17 protein-coding genes are annotated in these 20,339 nt (G+C 74.3%); 11 read left to right on the top strand and 6 right to left on the bottom strand.

Annotated features, from left to right (window positions below):
- From E1165_RS21175 to E1165_RS21155, 6 genes are all read left to right on the top strand, one after another.
- Positions 1–709, top strand: a 709-nt coding sequence (locus tag E1165_RS21175) for an OB-fold nucleic acid binding domain-containing protein (RefSeq protein WP_243704903.1), incomplete at its 5' end; no start/stop codon positions are given.
- 94 nt (positions 710–803) lie between these two features.
- Positions 804–980: a hypothetical protein gene (locus tag E1165_RS29095; protein ID WP_165945281.1), complete on the top strand. Its 177-nt coding sequence runs from the start codon at positions 804–806 to the stop codon at positions 978–980.
- A gap of 40 nt (positions 981–1,020) precedes the next feature.
- A complete protein-coding gene (locus tag E1165_RS21170) occupies positions 1,021–1,785 on the top strand; it encodes a bifunctional 2-polyprenyl-6-hydroxyphenol methylase/3-demethylubiquinol 3-O-methyltransferase UbiG (protein WP_132393529.1) in 765 nt (254 codons plus the stop codon).
- Positions 1,782–2,987, top strand: a complete 1,206-nt coding sequence (locus tag E1165_RS21165; protein ID WP_132393528.1) for an alkaline phosphatase family protein — start codon at positions 1,782–1,784, stop codon at positions 2,985–2,987. Before E1165_RS21170 ends, E1165_RS21165 begins: the two co-directional genes overlap by 4 nt.
- 105 nt (positions 2,988–3,092) lie before the next feature.
- Positions 3,093–4,352 carry a DNA polymerase IV gene (locus tag E1165_RS21160; RefSeq protein WP_132393527.1) on the top strand — a complete coding sequence of 420 codons (1,260 nt, stop codon included), beginning with the start codon at positions 3,093–3,095 and terminating at the stop codon, positions 4,350–4,352.
- A 115-nt stretch (positions 4,353–4,467) separates the two neighbouring features.
- Positions 4,468–4,863 (top strand): DUF3040 domain-containing protein, encoded by a 396-nt coding sequence (locus tag E1165_RS21155; protein WP_132184407.1) that lies wholly within the window; start codon positions 4,468–4,470, stop codon positions 4,861–4,863.
- 238 nt (positions 4,864–5,101) lie between these two features.
- Here E1165_RS21155 and E1165_RS21150 read toward each other — a convergent pair whose 3' ends face one another.
- The 3 genes from E1165_RS21150 to E1165_RS21140 are packed head-to-tail and all read right to left on the bottom strand — an operon-like array spanning position 5,102 to position 9,936.
- On the bottom strand, positions 5,102–7,564 hold the full coding sequence (locus tag E1165_RS21150) for a DUF3488 and transglutaminase-like domain-containing protein (protein WP_132393526.1): 2,463 nt from the start codon (positions 7,562–7,564) through the stop codon (positions 5,102–5,104).
- 16 nt (positions 7,565–7,580) lie between these two features.
- Complete coding sequence (locus E1165_RS21145; RefSeq protein WP_132393525.1) at positions 7,581–8,879, bottom strand: DUF58 domain-containing protein; 1,299 nt, start codon at positions 8,877–8,879, stop codon at positions 7,581–7,583.
- A gap of 1 nt (position 8,880) precedes the next feature.
- Entirely contained in the window at positions 8,881–9,936 is a 1,056-nt protein-coding gene (locus tag E1165_RS21140) for a MoxR family ATPase (RefSeq protein WP_132393524.1), read from the bottom strand.
- Positions 9,937–10,433: 497 nt separating this feature from the next.
- Between E1165_RS21140 and leuS the strand changes: the two genes are divergently transcribed.
- Positions 10,434–13,274, top strand: coding sequence for a leucine--tRNA ligase (leuS, locus tag E1165_RS21135; protein WP_132393523.1), 2,841 nt, complete (start codon positions 10,434–10,436; stop codon positions 13,272–13,274).
- 65 nt (positions 13,275–13,339) lie between these two features.
- On the opposite strand, the gene E1165_RS21130 is transcribed toward leuS, so the two are convergent.
- The 3 genes from E1165_RS21130 to E1165_RS21120 are packed head-to-tail and all read right to left on the bottom strand — an operon-like array spanning position 13,340 to position 16,021.
- On the bottom strand, positions 13,340–14,065 hold the full coding sequence (locus tag E1165_RS21130) for a TVP38/TMEM64 family protein (protein ID WP_132393522.1): 726 nt from the start codon (positions 14,063–14,065) through the stop codon (positions 13,340–13,342).
- Entirely contained in the window at positions 14,062–14,784 is a 723-nt protein-coding gene (locus tag E1165_RS21125) for a type 1 glutamine amidotransferase (RefSeq protein ID WP_132393521.1), read from the bottom strand. The genes E1165_RS21130 and E1165_RS21125 overlap by 4 nt, the downstream gene beginning before the upstream one ends.
- A complete protein-coding gene (locus tag E1165_RS21120; protein ID WP_132393531.1) occupies positions 14,774–16,021 on the bottom strand; it encodes a MurT ligase domain-containing protein in 1,248 nt (415 codons plus the stop codon). The genes E1165_RS21125 and E1165_RS21120 overlap by 11 nt, the downstream gene beginning before the upstream one ends.
- 355 nt (positions 16,022–16,376) lie before the next feature.
- Here E1165_RS21120 and mraZ point away from each other — a divergent pair, with 355 nt between their 5' ends.
- The 4 genes from mraZ to E1165_RS21100 all read left to right on the top strand — a co-directional run.
- Positions 16,377–16,808: a division/cell wall cluster transcriptional repressor MraZ gene (mraZ, locus tag E1165_RS21115; RefSeq protein ID WP_132393520.1), complete on the top strand. Its 432-nt coding sequence runs from the start codon at positions 16,377–16,379 to the stop codon at positions 16,806–16,808.
- Positions 16,809–17,018: 210 nt separating this feature from the next.
- A complete protein-coding gene (gene rsmH, locus E1165_RS21110) occupies positions 17,019–18,119 on the top strand; it encodes a 16S rRNA (cytosine(1402)-N(4))-methyltransferase RsmH (RefSeq protein ID WP_132393530.1) in 1,101 nt (366 codons plus the stop codon).
- Positions 18,116–18,715, top strand: coding sequence for a septum formation initiator family protein (locus tag E1165_RS21105; RefSeq protein ID WP_132393519.1), 600 nt, complete (start codon positions 18,116–18,118; stop codon positions 18,713–18,715). The genes rsmH and E1165_RS21105 overlap by 4 nt, the downstream gene beginning before the upstream one ends.
- Before the next feature lie 4 nt (positions 18,716–18,719).
- Positions 18,720–20,339 (top strand): penicillin-binding protein 2 (locus E1165_RS21100; RefSeq protein WP_132393518.1); only part of this gene is annotated, 1,620 nt, incomplete at its 3' end.

Genomic DNA, 20,339 nt, shown 5'->3' with positions numbered 1-20,339 from the left:
GGGCGGGCCGGCCGTGCGGCTCGGACTGTCGAGCGTGCGTACCCTCGGCGATCCGGTGGCCGAGCGGATCGAGGCGGAGCGGACGGCGCGCGGGCCGTACCGTGACCTGCCGGACCTGGCCCGGCGGGTCGGGCTCACCGCCGCGCAGCTGGAGGCGCTGGCCACCGCGGACGCCTTCGCCTGTTTCGGGCTGACCCGGCGGCAGGCCCTCTGGGCCGCCGGCGCCGCCGCCCAGGACCGGCCGGACCGGCTGCCCGGTACGGTCACCGGCACGGCGGCGCCCACCCTGCCCGGGATGGAGGCGGTGGACCGGCTCGTCGCCGACGTCTGGGCCACCGGGCTGTCCCCGGAGAGCCATCCGGCCCGGTTCATCCGGGAGCGGCTGGACGCCCTCGGCGCGGTGCCGGTCGCCCGGCTCGGCCAGGTGGAGCCCGGCCGGCGGATCCGGGTCGGCGGGATCGTCACCCACCGGCAACGGCCCGCCACCGCCGGCGGGGTCACCTTCCTCAACCTGGAGGACGAGACGGGGATGCTCAACGTCACCTGTTCCCCCGGGTTGTGGCAGCACTACCGCCGGACGGCCCGCACCAGCGCGGCGTTGGTGGTGCGGGGCCGGTTGCAGCGGCACGAGGGCGTCACCAGCCTGATCGCCGACCGGCTGGACGCGATCGAGACCCCCGTCAGCCCGCCGTCCCGGGACTTCCGCTGAGCGCAGTGATCCACATTACAGTTTCCCGGGCCGGGAAGCGGGAGACTTCCGCACGCGTGCGGGCAGAGTGGCCCGCCCGGGCAAGGGGGTACCCATGACCTTCAGCATGCGCACCGGCGGGGTGGCGAACACCCGGCGTACCCGGCTGGCGGCCGGCTGGTCGCCCGTCCAGGACGCGGAGCCCCGCGAGTACCAGGTGACCGAGGGGCCGGTGGCCAACGCCCAGCGGTCCCGCGCGGAGGAGGACCCCGCCGGCGGCGGCGAGTCCTGACCGGCGGCGCGTACCGCCTGCGGGGGGTCGGGTGGCGCGGTTGACTAGGCTCGACCGGGTGGAGCACACCACCGGTTTCACCGGACCGCCGCTGACCCCCCGTACCGCTGTCATCTGGTCGGTCCTCGCCGCCGAGCTGGACCGACGCGCCGGTGACCAGCTCACCGTGCTCGACGTCGGCGGCGGGACGGGCGGCTTCGCCGTTCCGCTCGCCCAGGCCGGCCACCGGGTCACCGTGGTCGACGCCAGTCCCGACGCGCTCGCCGCGTTGACCCGCCGGGCCACCGAGGCCGGCGTCGCCGACCGGGTGCGCGCCGTGCAGGGCGACGGTGACGCGCTGGCCGGGCTGGTCGAACCGGCCGGCGCGGACCTGGTGCTCTGCCACTCGGTGCTGGAGGTGGTCGACGATCCGGCGCCGGTGGCCGCCGCGCTCGTCGCCGCGCTGCGTCCCGGGGGCGCGGCCAGCGTGCTGGTCGCCGGCCGAGCCGCCGCCGTGCTGGGTCGGGCGATGAACGGCCACCTGGACGTCGCCGCCGCGCTCGCCGTCGCTCCGGACGGCTCCGCCGGGCCGCGGGACCCCCTGCGCCGCCGCTTCGACGCCGAGGGCGCCGCCGCGCTGCTGGGCGCCGCCGGGCTCGCCGTCGAGGAGATCCACGGGGTACGCGTCCTCGCCGACCTCCTGCCCGCCGCGGTGGCCGACGGCCAGCCGGCTGCCCTGGTCGAGCTGGAACGGGCCCTGGCCGCCCGGTCGCCGTACCGGGAACTCGCCGCCCAGCTGCACCTGTTCGCCCGCCGCCCGGCATGACCGACCCACGGCGACCCCCGGCCGGGCCGGACGCCGCCGCGCGCCGCCCCGACGTGGAGCCGCTGGCGGTCGTGCCGCCCCGCTACGGCGGGGGGAGCCTCGCCGACGTGGTGCCCAGCGTGCTGGCCGTGCTCGGCGTCCCCGGCGCGGTCGACCTGCTCGGCCTGGCACCTCGGCTGGCCGGGGTGCGCCGCATCGCGGTGCTGCTCGTCGACGGTCTCGGCTGGTACCAGATCCCGACCGCCGCGCCGTACGCCCCGATCCTGGCCGGGCTGGCCGCCACCGCCGGCCGGCCGTTGACCGCCGGTTTCCCGTCCACCACCCCAACCAGCCTGGTGAGCCTCGGCGCGGGCGTCGCTCCCGGGGCGCACGGGGTGCTCGGCTTCACCGTCCGGGTGCCGGGCACCGACCGGGTGCTCAACCACATCGAGTGGACCGGCGACCCGGAGCCGCTGCGCTGGCAGCCGGTCCGCACCCAGTGGGAGCGGGCCCGCGCGGCCGGGGTGGCGGTGACCGTGGTCAGCCGCCCCGAGTTCGCCGGCAGCGGGCTGACCCTGGCCGCCAACCGCGGCGGCGACTACCGGGGCGCGGCCGGGGTGGACGCCCTGGCCGCCGCGATGCTCGCCGCGCTGGCCGCCGGTTCCGGCCCGACCCTGGTCTCCGGCTACCACCCGGACCTGGACCGGCACGGCCACCTCAGCGGGGTGGACTCGGTGCCCTGGCGGGTTGCCGTCGCCGAGGTGGACGCGCTGCTCGCCCGGCTCGTCGACGGCCTGCCGGCGGACGCCGCGCTGCTGGTCACCGCCGACCACGGCCAGCTCGACGTGCCCGCCGCGCACCGGATCGACCTGGACACCGATCCCCGGCTGCGCGAGGGCGTCCGGGTGGTGGCCGGCGAGCCCCGGGTTCGCTACCTGCACGTCACGCCGGGGGCGGTGGACGACGTGGTGGCCGCCTGGTCGGCGGTGCTGGGGCCGGCCGCCCGGGTGCAGACCCGACAGGAGGTGGTGGCCGCCGGCTGCTTCGGGCCGGTGCCGCCGGAGCACCTGGGCCGCGTCGGCGACGTCGTGGTCACCTGCACCGGCACGTACGCGTTGTTGGCCAGTCGCTCCGAACCGCCGGCGGTGTCCCGGCTGGTGGCGTACCACGGCGCGGACACCGCCGCCGAGATGACCATCCCGCTGCTGGTCGTGCGGGGCTGACCCCCTCTCGCCCCTCCCGGATGCGCCGCTGCGTGCCCGGCGGCGGCCGGGTGGCGGTGGTGCCCGGGGCGTGCCGGTGTCGTACCGGCGGGTTAGCGTGCGGGGATGGGTCGGAGCCAGTCGTTGCCGCGCGGCGGTGACCCGCGTTTCGGGTCGGGCGCCGACGATTCCGGCAGCACCGTCCTGCACGTCGACATGGATGCCTTCTTCGCCTCGGTCGAGGTGCGGCGCCGCCCGGAGTTGCGCGGCCGGCCCGTCGTGGTCGGCGGGGTCGGCCCCCGCGGCGTGGTCAGCTCCGCCAGCTACGAGGCCCGGCGGTACGGCGTCCGCAGCGCCATGCCCACCGCCCGCGCCCGGGCGCTCTGCCCGCACGCGGTCTACCTTCCGCCCGACTCCGCCCGGTACGCGGCGGCCTCGCGGGCGGTCATGCAGATCTTCCGGGAGGTCACCCCGCTGGTCGAGCCGCTCTCGCTCGACGAGGCGTTCCTCGACGTGGCCGGCGCCCGGCGGCTGTTCGGCTCCCCGGTCGAGATCGCCCGGTTGATCCGCCGCCGGGTCGCCGAGGAGCAGGAGCTCACCTGCTCGGTCGGGGTGGGGCCGAGCAAGTTCGTGGCCAAGCTCGGCTCCACCCGCGCCAAACCGGACGGCCTGCTGGTGGTCCCCGCCGACCGGGTGCTGGAGTTCCTGCACCCGCTGCCGGTCGACGCGCTCTGGGGGGTGGGGGAACGGTCCGCCGAGGCGCTGCGCCGGCTGGGCCTGGCCACCGTCGGCGATCTGGCCGAGGCGCCGCCCGGCCTGCTACGGCGGGCGGTCGGCGAGGCGTCCGCCGTCCACCTGCGCGAGCTGGCCTGGGGGCGGGATCCGCGTCCGGTGAGCCCGGAGCAGGTGGAGAAGTCGATCGGCGCGGAGGTGACCTTCGACGTGGACGTGGCCGATCCGAGGGAGATCCGCCGGGCGCTGCTGGCGCTGAGTGACAAGGTGGGCGTCCGGCTGCGCCGCGCCGGTCAGGTCGGCCGCACGGTGTCGATCAAGGTGCGGCTGGCCGACTTCCGCACCGTCAGCCGGTCCCGCACCCTCGGCGTGCCGACCGACGTGGCCCGGGAGATCTTCGACACCGCCTGGGCGCTGTGGACGGCGCTCGATCCCGGGGAGCGGATCCGGCTGGTCGGCGTACGGGTCGAGGGGCTGGCGGGGGCGAGCGACACGCCCCGGCAGTTGGCCCTCGGCGCGCCCGAGCGCGGGTGGCGGGAGGCGGAAGCTGCCGCCGACGCCGCGGCTGCCCGTTTCGGGCGGTCCGTCATAGGTCCGGCCAGTCTGCTCGGCATGGGCGGGGGCGGCCGGCGCGAAAAACCGGGCCGGCCGTAGGTCGTCCCGCTTTCCGACGCGCGAGGGCCCTCGTAGACTTGACGGCAAGCAGCCGGTTGGCTGCCACGGTCTGTCGGCCCGACCGGGCCGACCAACGTGACCGGGGAGGAGTGCCGTGCCGCTCTCGGAGCACGAGCAGCGGCTGTTCGAGCAGATCGAGCGGTCGCTTGCCGAGGACCCCAAATTCGCCTCGGCCGTGCGCGCCAGCGACCCGCGTTTCCACGCGCGGCGTCGCCTGCTCGTCGCTGCCGGCGTGGTCGTCGTCGGCCTGGCCCTGTTGGTCTACGGCGCGGTGATCAAGACTCCGCCGCTGGCAGTGGCGGGGTTCGTCGTCATGCTGGCGGCGTTGGGCTACGCGGTGCAGTCGCACCGGCGGGCGCAGTCACCCGACCTGCACGTGGTGGGTGGCACGACCAGTCGTCGTCGCCCGCGCGGGCGTGCCGGCCGGCGGCCTTCGCTGCTGGACCGCATGGAGGATCGGTGGCGGCAGCGCCCGGAGGGACATCGCTGAACGCCGCCCGCCGCTGGGCGGGTCGGCCGCGTCGCACGACGGTGGGTGGCGAACAGATAACCGGCCACCTGCGTCGTAGCAGCATGTCCGCAGCCGGTCGCCTGCTGCCCGACCGCACTCGGTCAACTCCGTCTGCCGCAGATGGCGGTGTCCCCGCCTCGGGACACCGCCATCTCGCGCATCCTGCGCGTCGACCCCTGGACCCGCGCCTGACCGGCCCATTCCGGAGGCGGGCCGGTCAGGCGCGGCGGGCCAGCAGGCGGCGCGGACTCCACCGCGCCATCCGGAGCCGGAGCCGGCCCGTCGTCGTCACCAACCGGGTGGACCGCTCCGTCACCGCCGACCGCCACCGCAGCAGCACCGACGGGGGAAGCGCCACCGCGAGAAGCCGGGTACGCCGATCGGCCCGGGCGGCGAGCGCGTCGCGCACCGAGGCCAGGGCCGGGCGCAGCGGCTCGCCGGTGAGCGGGTTCCGGGCGTAACGGGCCCGCTCCTCGGCGCGGCCGAGCAGCCGTACCGCCGTGGCGGAGGTCCCGTCCTCGGTGAGCGACTCCCGGACCAGGCGTTCCGCGGTCGCCCGCGGGGTTTCCGTCCGGTCGACACGGACCCGGTAGTCGACCAGGGTGTCCAACAGTTCGTCCCACGCGGCGTGGGCGTCGGCCCGGGCACGGTCGCGGTCCGCGCCGAGGACGACCATGCCGGTGGCCGGCGGCCCCGCCGCCTCGGCCGATCCGGTCGGGACCGCCGGGGCCACCGGGAGATGACGCCGGCGGCGCAGTGCCATCCGGCGCAACGCCGGCACGCAGAGCAGCGCGGCCAGCGCCAGCACCGCGCCGGCCGTCCACCACGGCCAGGTGGGCGCACGCTGGATCGGTGCGCCGGTGGCCGGGTCGAAGGTCTCGTCGACGTCCCGGTCCACGGCGTCCGGCTGCTGCGGGCCCGCGGTGGCGCCGGGCTCTTCCGGCGTTGCGCCCGGCGCGGCGGTTCCCGACGGCTCCGGATCCGGCGCGTCGCTGTCCGGCGCCCAGGCCGAACGGGCGGCGCCCTGCACCGCGTACGCCGGGGTGGGATCGAACGGCACCCACCCCATCCCGTCGAAGTAGACCTCGGTCCAGGCGTGCAGGTTGCGGTTGGTCATCACATAGCTGCCGTTCCCGGTGCTGGCGCCGTTGGTGAAGCCGAACGCGACCCGGGCCGGAATGCCGGCCGCGCGCACCAGCCAGGCCATCGCGGCGGCGTACTGCTGGCAGAAGCCGACCTTGTTGTCGAGGAAGTCGACGATCTCCTGACCGCTGGTGCCGCCCTTGGTGCTCAGCGAGTAGCTGAAGCCGTTCTCCCGGGAGAAGTAGTCGTAGATCGCCCGGACCTTGTCGTAGTCGTTGCGCTTGCCCTCGAGGAGTCGGGAGACCAGCACGTCCACCTGCTGTACCGACGGCCGGCGGGTCTGCTGCACGGCGATCGGGTGCTCGGCCGGCAGCGAGGGAGCCCGGCGCAGCGCCGCCGGAGTGAAGGTCGACCGGACGTACTCGACGGTGTAGCGCTTGCCCCGGGAGTTGTCCCGGTTGGAGAAGACCACGCCGAGGTTGCGGTCGTAGAGCCAGTTGGCGTTGAGCCCCTCCACCTCGACCGGGTCGGTGTAGACCGGCACCAGCGGCATGTCGAGGTTGCGGCTGACCTCCACCGTCGCCCGGTACCGCTGCTGGCCGGCGCCCCGCCGGTCGGTGATGCCCGGCAACTCCCGGTCGACCCGCGTGCCGGTGGGCGGGCGCACCCGGAAGCCGTCCGGCCGCAGCTCGTCGGCGACGCCGAAGCGCAGGTAGAACGGGCTGGCCTCGGTGGTGGTGACCTTGACCATCTCGGCCACCTCGGACTGGTTGAGCTGGCCGCTGAGCGCGGCGAACAGGTCGATCCGGCCGGGGCCGCCGCCCTGCCCGAACCGCCCGTTGCCGGCGCCGTCGCCGGCGGAGGTGAACTGGTTGAGCAGCCCGCCGGTCATCCCCGGCACGGCCAACGGCAGCGCCACGGCCAGCGCCACACCCACCACCGCCAGCCGGCGACCGGCCGCGGCCAGCGGGGACGCCTCCCACACGTCGACGTCGCGGCCCTCGCCGGTGAACCGGCGGCCGAACCGGCGTACCCGCTCGACGTTGTCGGTGACCAGCAGCCACAGGTAGCCGCAGGCCCCGACGACGAACGGCAGCGCCGGCACGCTGTCGACGTAGACCGCGACCGGCACCGAGTAGATCGCCAGCATGGGCAGCCCGGCCAGCGCGGGACGGCGCAGCCCCACCGCCAGCACGTCGACCAGGACGGCCACGCCGCCCACCCCGAGCACGGTGATGAACAACAGCGGGGTGGTGTCCGGCACCTTCACCCCGTACGACCGCATGTCCTGCACCGAGCCCTGCAACAGCTCACCGAAGTGGGCCAGGGTGGTCGGGGTGGGCAGGATCCCGACCAGTTCGCCGCCGGCGGGGAACAGCCAGGTCAACGCGAGCGACAGACCGGCCAGCATGCTCAGCGCCTGCGCCCACAGCGGGGCCCGGAGCAGCCGGGCCAGCGCGGCCGCGCCGGCCACCACCGCCACCGCGATGGCGGCCTGGATCAGCCAGGTCCAGCGTTCAAAGATCGACGACAGCGGCGCCGCGGCGAGCAGCGTCGCCGCGGCGGCCACGAAGCCGAGGTTCCGGGACGCGATCACGATGTCACCCTCCCCGTCACCGGACCACACCGGCGACCGTCTCGGCCATGGCCGCCCGCAGGGCGAACCCCTGCGAGCCCCGTGCCGCCTGCGGCCACAGCGCCGGCAACCGGCTGCCGTGATCCACCCCGATCACCCGCCAGCCACCCTGGAGCAGGGCGAGCGCGGCGGCGCCGTGGGCCTGCTCGGACTCGGCGCGGGCCTTCTCCGGCAGGTTCAGCCAACTGCTGCTGTCCAGCAGGAACCCCACACAGGTCGCGCCGTTGCCGCGCAACCCGGCAAGCAGTTCCGCCTCGGTGGTGCTCAGCGCGCCGAACAGCGCGATGATCAGGCCGCCGTCGGCGCGCTGGCGGACCCGCTGCACCAGGGTCGCGACGTCGCCGCGCTGGTCGAGCCGGACGTCGGCGAGGTGGTCGAGGAGAACGCCGTCGCCGGCCATCTCGGTGGCGTCCACGTCCGCGCCGGAGCCGGTGACCAGCCGCAGCTTGTAGCCGGACTGCCGCAGGTGCACGGCGATGCTCGCGGCTGCCGAGACCGCCCACTCGAAGCTCGCGGTCGGCCCGTCGCCGCGGTGGCCGTACGCGCGGGTGTCCAGCACGACGGTGGCGCGGCTCTCCCAGGGCTGCTCCTCGCGCCGGACCATCAGCTCACCGGTGCGGGCGGTCGACTTCCAGTGCACCCGGCGCAGGTCGTCGCCCATCCGGTACTCCCGGGTGGCGGCGTCGTCCTCGCCGTGCACGGCCACGGAACGGGCCCGGCTGTCGCCGCTGCCGGCGTACTCGCCGGGAAGGCGGATCGCCGGTAGCGGGGTGACCTGCGGGATCACCGTCAGGTGGTCGGTGCTGGGGAAGGACCGGGTCAGCTCGCACAGCCCGAACGGGTCGGTCATCCGGACCACGAGCGGACCCACCTCGTACCGGCCGCGCACGTCGGCGCGGACCGTGTACGCCACCGAGCTGGCCTGGTGCGCGCCGAGGCGTTCCAGCACCACCCGGGGCCGGCTGCCCAGCGCGTACGGCAGCCGGTCCTCCAACAGCAGGGTGCCGGTCGGCAGGCGGGACAGGTTCTGCAACCGCAGCACCACCCGGGAGTTGGCCCCGACCGGCACCCGGTGCGGCTCCAGCGCCCGGTTGCAGGCGAGCTTGTACCGGCTGCGCCCGACGTAGAGCGCGGCGAGCAGCGGCAGGATCGCGAGCAGCACGGCCACCCGCAGCAGATCCTTCTCGCCGAGGATGCCGGCGGAGACCGCCGCCGCGACCGAGGCCGCCAGGAACGAGCGGCCGCGGGTGGTCAGACCACGCAGCCCGTCACGCACGTCACGGCCTCCGCGGCTCGAACGGCGGACGGATGGTGCCGGCGGCGGACCGGGGCGTGTCGTACGTGGGGCGTTGGCGCTCCTGCGGCAGCGCCAACCGGTGCACCAGCTCCGCGATGATCGCGTCGGTGGTACGCCGGGCGAGCTGCGCGTCGGCGGTCGGGATGACCCGGTGCGCCAGCACCGGCACCGCGAGGGCCTGCAGGTCGTCCGGGAGCACATAGTCGCGCCCCTCGAGAGCGGCCACCGCGCGGGCGGTGCGCAGCAGCTGGAGGGTGGACCGGGGGGAGGCGCCCAGGCGCAGCTCCGGCGACTCGCGGGTGGCGGTGACCAGGTCGACGGCGTACTGCTTCACGGCGTCGGCGACGTGCACCTGGCGCACCGTGGCGATCAGCCGGCGGACCGTCTCGGCGTCGGATACCGCACGCAGCTCCTGGAGGGGATCGGTGGCGCCGTGGCCGTCCAGCATGGCCAGTTCGGCCTGCGGGCCGGGGTAACCCATGGCGATCCGCGCGGTGAACCGGTCGCGTTGCGCCTCGGGGAGGGGGTACGTGCCCTCCATCTCGATCGGGTTCTGGGTGGCGATCACCATGAACGGGGTCTGGAGCTGGTAGGTGACGCCGTCGACGGTGACCTGACGCTCCTCCATGCACTCCAGCAGCGCCGACTGGGTCTTGGGCGAGGCCCGGTTGATCTCGTCGCCGACCACCAGGTTGGCGAAGACCGCGCCCGGCCGGAACTCGAAGTCGTGCGTCTCCTGGTTGTAGACGCTGACGCCGGTGACGTCGCTGGGCAGCAGGTCGGGGGTGAACTGGATCCGGCGTACCGAGCAGTCGATCGAGCGGGCCAACGCCTTGGCCAACTTGGTCTTGCCGACGCCGGGAACGTCCTCGATCAGGAGGTGACCCTCGGCGAGCAGGACGGCCAGAGCGAGGCGCACGGTCGCGGTCTTGCCTTCGATGACCTGTTCGATGTTGGTCACGATGGCGTCGCTGGCGGTGCGGAACTCGTCGTGCGGCAGCAGGCCGCCCACCTCGTCCCAGGTCTGTTGTGTCACGGGCCTCCTCCTCGTCGCCGGAAACGGCAGCTCTGTATGAGAGCACCTGGACCCGCCGTTGGGTTCGCGACGCCGAGCCACGTCTGCCGCAGAAATCTCATTGGCCTCTCAGGCTAACCATGTTTCTCGTGATCGCCGACACCCGCAGGTGGTCCGCCGGTTACGCCCGGAATATTCGCCGGTCGGGGGACGCATACGCCCCTGGTCAACGGGGGAGACGCGGCTCCTGCCCGGACGGAGGCGAACATGACGGACGCGGCACTGCCGATCACCCTCGGCTACATGCCGCCCGCGGGGCAAGGCGGTTCCCGGCCTGCCGGGGCCGGCGGTAGACTGCGGGCATGTCCGTGGCCGGTCTGCTTCTTACCGAGCCGTGCTGACGCGCTGACCCGCGACAGCACGGCCGCCCCTCCTGCGCGAGGGGCTTTTTTGTGCCTGCCGGACGAGACCGACCCGCATCCCGCGGTACGACGAACAGCGGATCGAGGAGAGACGCCATGAGTGAGGCAGCCGCACCGGCCAGTGACGTGCCACCGTTCCGGTACACGGCAGCCCTGGCCGACGAGATCGAGCGCCGGTGGCAGGACGTCTGGGCGCGCGAGGGCACCTTCCACGCCCCGAACCCGACCGGACCGCTGGCCGACCCCGACCACCCGCGCGCCGGCGCGGAGAAGCTGTACGTGCTGGACATGTTCCCCTACCCGTCGGGCGCCGGCCTGCACGTCGGCCACCCGCTGGGCTACATCGGCACCGACTGCTTCGCCCGTTACCAGCGGATGGCCGGGCGCAACGTGCTGCACGCGATGGGCTTCGACGCGTTCGGCCTGCCCGCCGAGCAGTACGCGGTGCAGACCGGCACCCACCCGCGGACCACCACCGAGGCCAACATCGAGCGGTACAAGGCGCAGCTGCGGCGGCTGGGTCTGGCCCACGACGAGCGCCGCTCGGTGGCCACCATCGACACCGACTTCTACCGCTGGACCCAGTGGATCTTCCTGCAGGTCTTCAACTCCTGGTACGACACGCAGGCGAAGAAGGCCCGCCCGGTCACCGAGCTGGTCGCCGAGTTCGAGGCCGGCACCCGGCCCACTCCGGACGGCCGCCCCTGGGCCGAGCTGACGGTGGCCGAGCGGCGGGCGATCGTCGACGACCACCGGCTGGCGTACGTCTCGGAGGCGCCGGTCAACTGGTGCCCGGGGCTGGGCACCGTGCTGGCCAACGAGGAGGTCACCGCCGACGGCCGCTCCGAGCGGGGCAACTTCCCGGTCTTCAAGCGCAGCCTGAGGCAGTGGATGATGCGGATCACCGCGTACGGTGACCGGCTGCTGGACGACCTGGACGCGCTGGACTGGCCGGAGCCGATCAAGCTGATGCAGCGCAACTGGATCGGCCGGTCCACCGGTGCGCACATCGACTTCGCCACCGAGCGGGGCCCGGTGCGGGTGTTCACGACCCGTCCGGACACCATCTTCGGCGCCACCTACATGGTGCTGGCCCCCGAGCACGAGCTGGTCGACGCGCTGGTCCCGGCCGCCTGGCCGGAGGGGACCAGGGACGCCTGGACCGGGGGGCACGCCAGCCCGCGGGCCGCCGTCGAGGCGTACCGGAAGGCGGCGGCGGCCAAGACCGACGTCGAGCGGCAGGCGGAGACGAGGGAGAAGAGCGGCGTCTTCGTCGGCGCGTACGCCGTCCACCCGGTCACCGGCGGGCAGGTCCCGATCTTCATCGCCGACTACGTGCTGGCCGGCTACGGCACCGGAGCGATCATGGCGGTGCCCGCCGAGGACGAGCGCGACCACGCCTTCGCCGAGATCTTCGAGCTGCCGGTGGTCCGGACGGTCCAGCCGCCGGAGGGCTTCGAGGGCGGCGCGTACACCGGGTCCGGGCCGATGATCAACAGCGCGGCGCCCGAGCGTGGCCTGGACCTGAACGGCCTGGGGGTCGACGACGCCAAGGCCCGCATCATCGCCTGGCTGGAGGCCAACGGCCACGGCGAGGGCGCGGTCACCTACCGGCTGCGCGACTGGCTGTTCTCCCGGCAGCGCTACTGGGGTGAGCCGTTCCCGATCGTCTACGACGAGACCGGCGCCGCCATCGCGCTGCCCGACTCGATGCTGCCGGTCGAGCTGCCCGAGGTCGACGACTTCTCGCCGAAGACGTTCGACGCCGACGACGCCGACAGCAACCCGGAGACCCCGCTGTCGCGCCGCCGCGACTGGGTCGAGGTGGAGTTGGACCTGGGTGACGGTCCGAAGCGGTACACCCGGGAGACCAACGTGATGCCGCAGTGGGCCGGCTCCTGCTGGTACGAGCTGCGCTACCTGGACCCGACCAACGGCGAGCGCTTCGTCGACGCGGAGAACGAGCGGTACTGGATGGGCCCGCGCGGCGAGGGCGACTGTGGGGGAACCGACCTGTACGTCGGCGGCGCCGAGCACGCCGTGCTGCACCTGCTGTACGCCCGCTTCTGGCACAAGGTCCTGTACGACCTGGGCCACGTCTCGTCGGTCGAGCCGTTCCGCAAGCTGTTCAACCAGGGCATGATCCAGGCGTACGCGTACACCGACGCCCGGGGCGCGTACGTGCCCGCCGAGGAGGTCGTCGAACGCGACGGCGGCTTCTACCTGGGTGACACGGCGGTCAAGCGCGAGTACGGCAAGATGGGCAAGTCGCTGAAGAACGTCGTCACCCCCGACGAGATGTGCGCGACGTACGGCGCGGACACCTTCCGGGTCTACGAGATGTCGATGGGCCCGCTGGAGGTCTCCCGCCCCTGGGACACCCGCGCGGTGGTCGGGTCGTACCGGTTCCTGCAGCGGGTCTGGCGGGCGGTCGTCGACGAGCAGACCGGCGCGACGCGGGTCACCGACGCGCCCGCCGACGAGGCGACCCGCCGGCTGCTGCACAGGGTGGTCGACGGGGTCCGGGGCGACATGGAGGGCATCCGGTTCAACACCGCCATCGCCAAGCTGATCGAGCTGACCAACGCGGTGACCCGGCTGCCGCGGACCCCGCGCGAGGTGGCCGAGCCGCTGGTGCTGATGCTGGCGCCGTTCGCCCCGCACGTCGCCGAGGAACTGTGGCGACGGCTGGGGCACGACACCTCGCTGGCGTACGCGGACTTCCCGACCGCCGACCCGGCGCTGCTGGTCGCCGAGACGGTGACGTACCCGGTGCAGATCAACGGCAAGGTGCGGGGCCGGATCGAGGTCGCCGCCGACGCGTCCGACGACGACGTGCGGGCGGCGGCCCTGGAGGCGGTGGCCGGTTCGCTGGCCGGCCGGGAGCCCCGTAAGGTCATCGTGGTCAAGGGCCGGATGGTTTCCGTGGTGGCCTGACCCGATTCCGACCCGCGCGGCAGGGCCGCGACTCCGTATGGGTGTCGCGGCCCTGCGTCGTGCCGTCAGCGGCGGACGTCCGGGGGGCTGAAGCGGCGCTGCCGTTCCGCGCGCCACCAGCGGTGGATGATGAGCGCGCTGGCGATCACGCCCAGTCCGGCCGGGGCGGCGGCGAACCAGTTGACGTGGCCCGGCGAGGTGACCGCCGCGCCGAGGGCGGCGTAGCCGAACGCGGTGGGCGCGGAGGCGATCACGCTGCCGACGAGGAACGGCAGCGCCCGCGCGCCGGTGGTGCCGTAGCCGTAGCTGACCAGCCCGTACCCGGCGATCGGCAGCAGCCGTACGGTGATCACCCCGAGTACGCTCTGCCGGGCGAACCAGCCGTCGAGCCGGGCCAGCCGGCCGCGGGCCCGTTCCGCGACGAACTCCCGTCCCAGCACCCGGCCGACGGCGAAGCCCAGCGCCGCCGCGAGCAGCGCCGCACCGAGGGCGTACGCGGCCCCTTCCAGGGTGCCGAAGACCGCGCCCGAGGCGAGAGTGACGAAGGTCCGGGGGACCAGCGCGACCAGCAGCAGGGCGCCGGCCACCACCGCCACGGCCGGAGCGTACCCGCCGAGGTGGTCGGCGAGGTGCGGCAGCGCCCGTGGGTCGGGTCGGGGCGCGACCAGCACCAGCACCCCGAACCCGGCGAGCAGGAGCAGCAGCAGGGCGAACCGGCGTGCCGGCGGCTGCCGGAGCAGCCCCCGGACGGCGAGGACCGGGCCCGGGCGGCGGCCACCGCCGGGGGTCATACCCGGGCGGCGGCGGCCACCGCGGCGCGACGCTCGGCGCGGAGCCGGTCGGCCCAGGTGTCGTCCAGCGGCGGGAGCTGGTGCGCGCCGGTGGCCCAGCGCAGGAGGAGGTCGGCCAGGGCCGGGTTGCGGGCCAGCGCCGGCCCGTGCGAGTAGGTGCCGAGCAGTTTGCCCCGCCAGGCTCCCTCGGTGGCGCCGTCGTTGCCGACCCCGGCGGTCACCCGGGCCAGCGGTGCGACGCCCGGACCGAGATGGGTCCGCCCGCCGTGGTTCTCGAATCCGGACAGCGCCGGGATGCCGAGCCTCGGGTCGATCTCCCCGGCCAGCTCGCCGACCGCCCGGGTGGGGCCGCGGTCGGAGGAGAGGTCCAGCAGTTCGAGGCCGGCGCACCGGGTGCCCTTGGCGAAGAAGGAGGTGCCGAGCAGTTGGTAGCCGGCGCAGACGCCGAAGACCACGGAGCCCTGGGCGACCGCGCGGTGCAGGCCGCCGTCGGCGAGCAGCCGCTGCGCGCCGAGGGCCTGCGGGCCGTCCTCGCCGCCGCCGATGAGGTAGATGTCGGCGGTGGCCGGCAGCCGTTGGTCGGAGCGGACCTCCATCACCTCGACCGGCATGCCCCGCAGTTGCGCCCGGCGGGCCAGGATCAGCATGTTGCCGCGGTCGCCGTAGGTGGAGAGCAGGTCGGGGTAGACCCAGACGATGCGCAGGCTCTCAGTTGACACGGTCCAACTCCGCTCGGATGTCCTGGAAGGCGGTGTAATTGGCGATGACCTCCAGCCGGCCCGGCGGGGCGGTGCGGACCGCCTCGTCGAACGTGCGGACGTGCTGGAACGGCACCCCGTTGACCTCGAGCCGGACCGCCAGGTCGTACGCCCGGTCGCCGGTGATCAGCACCTGCCGCCCCCGCAGCGGGGCGAAGTCGACGTCGAACAGCCACGAGGTGTCCAGGCCGTCGGGGTCGCGGGCGTTGATGGACAGCAGGGTCGGAGCCTCGTCGGCCATGTCGAACGCCTCCAGCCAGCTGGCCGGGTTCTTCGCCAGCAGCAGCCGGATGTTGCGCCCGTCCCGGGTGACCTGGGCGTAACGGCCGGCGACCGAGGTGACCGTGCCGAGCCGGGAGACGGCGTCGACGGGGCGTACGCCGAACTCGGCGGCGACGGCCAGGGCGGTGGCCGCGTTGCCGATGTTGACCTTGCCGGGAAGCTGGAGGGTGATCTTGTGCCAGGCGCCGGTGGGGTCGAGAACCCCGTCGTCCTCCACCGTCCAGTGCGGCTCGGGACGGCGCAGCGGGCAGCCGGTGCACCACCACTGCTCGCCGGAGCGCTGGATGGTGGAACCGCACTCGGGGCAGACCCAGGAGTCGTCGTGCCAGCGCTGGCCGGCGCTGAACCAGGTGACGTGCGGGGCGTTGATCCCGCGTGCCGGGTCGGCCGGCGGGGTGGCGGCCCAGACCACCATCGGGTCGTCGGCGTTGGCCACCACCCGGACCTCGGCGTGCCGCACCAGCGCGGCTCGCCAGAGCTGGGCCATCATGGCCACCTCCTTGGCCCGGTCCAGCTGGTCCCGGGAGAGGTTCAGCAGCGCCACGACGTGCGGCTCGGTGGCCTCCAGCACCTGGGCGAGGTAGTGCTCGTCGACCTCCAGCACGGCGTACGGGGTGCTGCCCGCCTTGGCCAGCGCGGAGGTGTGGCCCGTCGGCATGTTCGCGCCGAAGGAGTTGGTGGCGACCCGGCCGAGCACCCCGACCGCCGCGGCGGCGAGCCGGGTGGTGGTGGTCTTGCCGTTGGTGCCGGAGACCAGCGCGATGGCGCGGCCGGCGGAGAGGTGGGCCAGCAGGTCCGGATCGATCTTCAGACCGATCCAGCCGCCGATCACCGAACCGTCGCCGCGGCCGGCGGCCCGCGACAGCGCCGCGGCCGTCCGCGACACGGAGCTGGCCACCTTGGCCCGCAGGGGCATCTTCGCGTCCGTCACGGCAGCGAGGTTACCGGACAGCCGCGCCCACCAGATCGCCGCCGACGGCGAACCGTTCGGCCGGGGTCCGCCCGGTCGACCGGGCGTCCGGGTTTGGCCGGACGGAGTCGATCAATGTCGGGAAGCGGACGCTCTCGCCGGAGCGCTCCCGCCCTCCACTCCGCTCCACCCCCTCTGACGTGCGCTTTTGCCTCGGTCAGTGGCGCGCCACGCGGGCGATTCTGGTTGCGGGTGGAGGGAAGTGGAGTAGAGTGGGGCGCGATGGTGAGGCCGGGAGGGCCCACCGGCCCGGGGGGTCAGCGGCGACGCGAACGCCGCTAAAGGGCGAGGGGGTAGGGCCGTGTTCCTCGGCACCCACACTCCGCGCCTGGACGACAAAGGCCGGTTGATCCTTCCGGCGAAGTTCCGGGACGAGCTGGCGGGGGGTGTCGTGATCACCAAAGGGCAGGATCGCTGCCTCTACGTCTTCCCCACGCCCGAGTTCCAGCGCATCGCGGACCAGTTGCGCGCGCAGCCGGTGACGAACAAGGCGGCCCGGGCCTACAGCCGGGTCTTCTTCGCCAGCGCCCACGACGAGGTCCCCGACAAGCAGGGGCGGGTCACCATCCCGGCGCATCTCCGGTCGTACGCCGCGCTCGACCGGGACCTGGTGGTGATCGGTGCCAGCACCCGGGTGGAGATCTGGGACAAGGCGGCCTGGGAGACCTACCTCGCCGAGAGCGAAGACGACTTCGCCGACATCGAGGAGGGGGTGCTGCCAGGCGGTCTGTAGGGCGTGGCGACGCCCGACGTACTGCGAGATCTCCAGCCGCTTTCGAGTTCCTGGCACCCCTTCCCCGGTGCCAGGCGCACGATCTCCACTCCGGGGCCGCGGCCCGGGGCGGAGCGGGAGCGGATGGGGATCTGGCGGTACGGCGGTACGGCGTCGTCCGACGAACAGGGCGCGGATCAGGCACGGACGTTTCAACCAGTGGGGGTCGACATGGGGGAGCTACGCGGCACGCACGTGCCGGTGCTGCTCGAGCGGTGTCTCGAGTTGCTGGCCCCCGCGCTGGACCGGGGCGACCGGACGATCCACGTCGACGCGACACTGGGGCTGGCGGGGCACGCCGAGGCGGTGCTGGAACGGCATCCGCGGACCGTGCTGGTCGGCCTCGACCGGGACACCGAGGCCCTCGCGCACGCCCGGGTGCGGTTGGCGCGCTTCGCCGACCGGGTCCATCTGGAGCACGCCGTCTACGACGAGCTGCCCGAGGTGCTCGAACGGTTGGGCTACCCGGGCGTCGACGGGGTGCTGTTCGACCTCGGGGTCTCCTCGTTGCAGCTGGACGCGCCCGACCGCGGGTTCGCGTACGCGCAGGACGCCCCGCTGGACATGCGGATGGACCAGACCCGTGGGATGACCGCCGAGGAGGTGGTCAACAGCTACTCCCACGGCGAGCTGGCCCGGGTGCTGAAGGTCTACGGCGAGGAGAGGTTCGCCGGGCGGATCGCCTCGGCGATCGTCCGCGAGCGGGAGCGGTCCCCGATCACCTCGTCGGCGCGGCTGGCCGAGCTGGTCAGGGAGAGCATTCCGGCACCAGCCCGACGAACCGGGGGACACCCCGCCAAGAGAACGTTTCAGGCTTTACGGATCGAGGTAAACAGGGAGCTGGCAGCGCTGGAGACAGCGCTGCCGGCCGCCCTCGACAAGCTCAACGCGGGCGGCCGCATGGTGGTCCTGTCCTACCACTCGCTGGAGGACCGGCTCACCAAGCAGGCGCTCGCCGACCGGGTCCGCAGTAAGGGCCCGGTCGACCTCCCGGTGGAACTTCCCGGGTCGGGCCCGACGTTCCGGCTGCTCAGCCGGGGTGCCGAGCTTGCCGGGGAGGCGGAGGTCGCCGCGAACCCGCGCGCCGCCTCGGTGCGGCTGCGGGCAGCGGTGCGACTCGACCCGACCCCCGGGGGGCCGGGGCGGACCGACCGCGAACGGTACCGCCGCCGGGTCAGGGGGATGCACCAACCGGGGACGGGGTCGACACCGGGTCCCACAGTGGACCCGGAAGACGGCAGAGGGACGGACGAAGAGGGGGAGGGAACATGAACGTCAACAAGCGCGACGGCCGGGAGGCCGTCGGGCAGCGCGCACCGCGGTCGGGGGGCCGGACCGCGGCGCAGCGCACTTCGCGCACCGGAGTGCCGGCGGACCTCGCCGGTCTACGGGGGGACACTCGCGCCCGGGGGGCGCGCGAGTTCCCGACCCAGGGCAGCGCCGCGCTGCGCCCGGTCGAGCAGCCGCCCGTGAAGGCCACCACCACGGCCGCGACTCCCCGGCTGCGGGTGGCTCCGCCGCCGCCCGTGCGGGTGCCCCAGGCGCCGTTCGCGGCGCTGGTGGTGGTCCTGGTCGTCGGCGGGGTGCTCGGCATCCTCACGGTCAACACGAAGATCAACGAGAACGCCTTCAAGCTCCAGCAGCTCCAGCAGCAGCAGGCCCGCCTCGACGTGGACCAGCAGCAGCTGGAGAAGGAGATCGAGGAGGCCAAGGCGCCCGGCAACCTCGCCGCCCAGGCCCGCCGGCTCGGGCTGGTGGAGGCCGGTGAGCCGGCGTACATCCGGCTGCCCGACGGGCAGATGATCGGTGTGCCGCAGCCCGCCAACGGCCAGCCGGCGATCACCAGTCAGCAGGGCAACGGAGGATAGGCCGGTGCCACCGAGATCGGATGATCCGCGCCGGGACGCCACGACGGGCTCCCGGCGCGGCTCGTCCCGAGGCGCGGCCGGGCGGGGCGGCGAGCCGGGGGGCGGCGGAATCTCCGACGCGCGGGCCTACACGCCCCGGGGCCGCACCATCCGGGAGAGCGACGAGGCCGGGGCCGAGCGCGCCGGGCAGCGGCGAACCCCACGGGCCAGCCGCTCCGGCGACCCGTTCCGGCCCGCACTACAGGTGCTCGACGGGGGCCGGGCCGGCGCCGTCCGCGCCGGGCGCCGGGACGCCACCCCGGCCGGCCGCGGCGGCGTCGTGCGGACCGTCCAGGCTCGACCGGCCCGCCGCGACGACGGCGAGGAGGAACTGCCGCCACCGCGCCGGCGACCGGGGCGGGCGCCCCGTCGGCCGGACCGGCCGGCCGGCCGCCGTCCCTCCCGCAGTCGGCCCCGCCCGCCCAGGCTGGCCGAGCCGCGCCGCCGGCTGCGGCTGGGCACACTGCTGGTCCTGGCGCTCTTCGCGGTCATCGGGGGCCGGCTGGTCGTCATCCAGGCCGTCGACACCCCGGCGTACGCGGACGCCGGCGTCGGCTTCCGGATCACCCGCGTCGACCTGCCCGCCCCGCGCGGCGCGATCCTGGACCGCACCGGCGCGCCGCTGGCCCGCAGCGTCGAGGCACGGTACGTCTTCGCCGACCCGACCGAGGTCGAGGACCGCGTGGCCACCGCCCAGCGGCTCTCCCCGCTGCTCGGGATCCCCGTCTCCGAGCTGGCCGAGAAGATGCGGCGGCGTCCGTTGCCCGGCAGGGGCGAGTCGCGGTTCCAGTACCTGGCCCGTGGGGTCGAGGTCGCCAAGGCCAAGCAGATCATGGCGCTGGACCTGGCCGGCATCGGCGTGCACCGCGACGAGCGGCGCGAGGTGCCCGGGGGTGATCTCGCGGCCAACCTGGTCGGCTTCACCGGCCAGGACATGGAGGGCCTGGAGGGGCTGGAGGCGCGGTACGACGACGTGCTGGCCGGGGAGGACGGCCGGTGGGCGTACGAGGCCGGCCGGGGTGACCTGGACGCGCCGATCCCCGGCGGCTACAGCGAGACGACACCCGCCAAACCGGGCAGTTCCCTGGTGCTGACCATCGACCGTGACCTGCAGTACCAGGTGCAACAGGTGCTGGGCCGGCAGACGGCGCAGGTCCGCGGCAGCGTGGGCGCGGCGGTGGTGCTGGACGTGAAGACCGGCGAGGTGCTGGCGCAGGCCAGCCAGCCGACCTACAACGCGGCCAACCCGGGGGTGAGCAAACCCACCGACCGCGAGGACGCCGCGACCAGCTTCGTGGTCGAGCCGGGCTCGGTGCACAAGGCGATCACCCTGGGCGCGGCGCTCCAGGAAGGGGTGATCACCCCGGACACCACCATGCCGATCGCCAACACCATCACCATGGGCGACACCACGTTCAGCGACACCCACCCGGCTCACGGGCAGCGGATGAGTCTGGCGGGGATGATGGCCTACTCCTCCAACGTCGGCACCATCGAGATCGCCAACAAGCTCGGCCGGGACCGGCTGATCGACTACCAGAAGCGGTTCGGGCTGGGGCAGCCCACCGGGGTGGGGATGTCGGGG

The organism is Micromonospora sp. KC723, from assembly GCF_004348595.1.
Taxonomy (GTDB): domain Bacteria; phylum Actinomycetota; class Actinomycetes; order Mycobacteriales; family Micromonosporaceae; genus Micromonospora.
This window is presented reverse-complemented; position numbering and strand designations above follow the sequence as displayed.

What these genes read in the sequence shown, in the direction of transcription:
- E1165_RS29095 (WP_165945281.1), top strand. Translation starts at nt 804, where the DNA reads ATGACCTTCAGCATGCGCACCGGCGGGGTGGCGAACACCCGGCGTACC.
- E1165_RS21165 (WP_132393528.1), top strand. Translation starts at nt 1,782, where the DNA reads ATGACCGACCCACGGCGACCCCCGGCCGGGCCGGACGCCGCCGCGCGC.
- E1165_RS21160 (WP_132393527.1), top strand. Translation starts at nt 3,093, where the DNA reads ATGGGTCGGAGCCAGTCGTTGCCGCGCGGCGGTGACCCGCGTTTCGGG.
- leuS (WP_132393523.1), top strand. Translation starts at nt 10,434, where the DNA reads ATGAGTGAGGCAGCCGCACCGGCCAGTGACGTGCCACCGTTCCGGTAC.
- E1165_RS21130 (WP_132393522.1), bottom strand. Translation starts at nt 14,065, where the DNA reads ATGACCCCCGGCGGTGGCCGCCGCCCGGGCCCGGTCCTCGCCGTCCGG.
- E1165_RS21120 (WP_132393531.1), bottom strand. Translation starts at nt 16,021, where the DNA reads ATGCCCCTGCGGGCCAAGGTGGCCAGCTCCGTGTCGCGGACGGCCGCG.
- rsmH (WP_132393530.1), top strand. Translation starts at nt 17,019, where the DNA reads ATGGGGGAGCTACGCGGCACGCACGTGCCGGTGCTGCTCGAGCGGTGT.
- E1165_RS21105 (WP_132393519.1), top strand. Translation starts at nt 18,116, where the DNA reads ATGAACGTCAACAAGCGCGACGGCCGGGAGGCCGTCGGGCAGCGCGCA.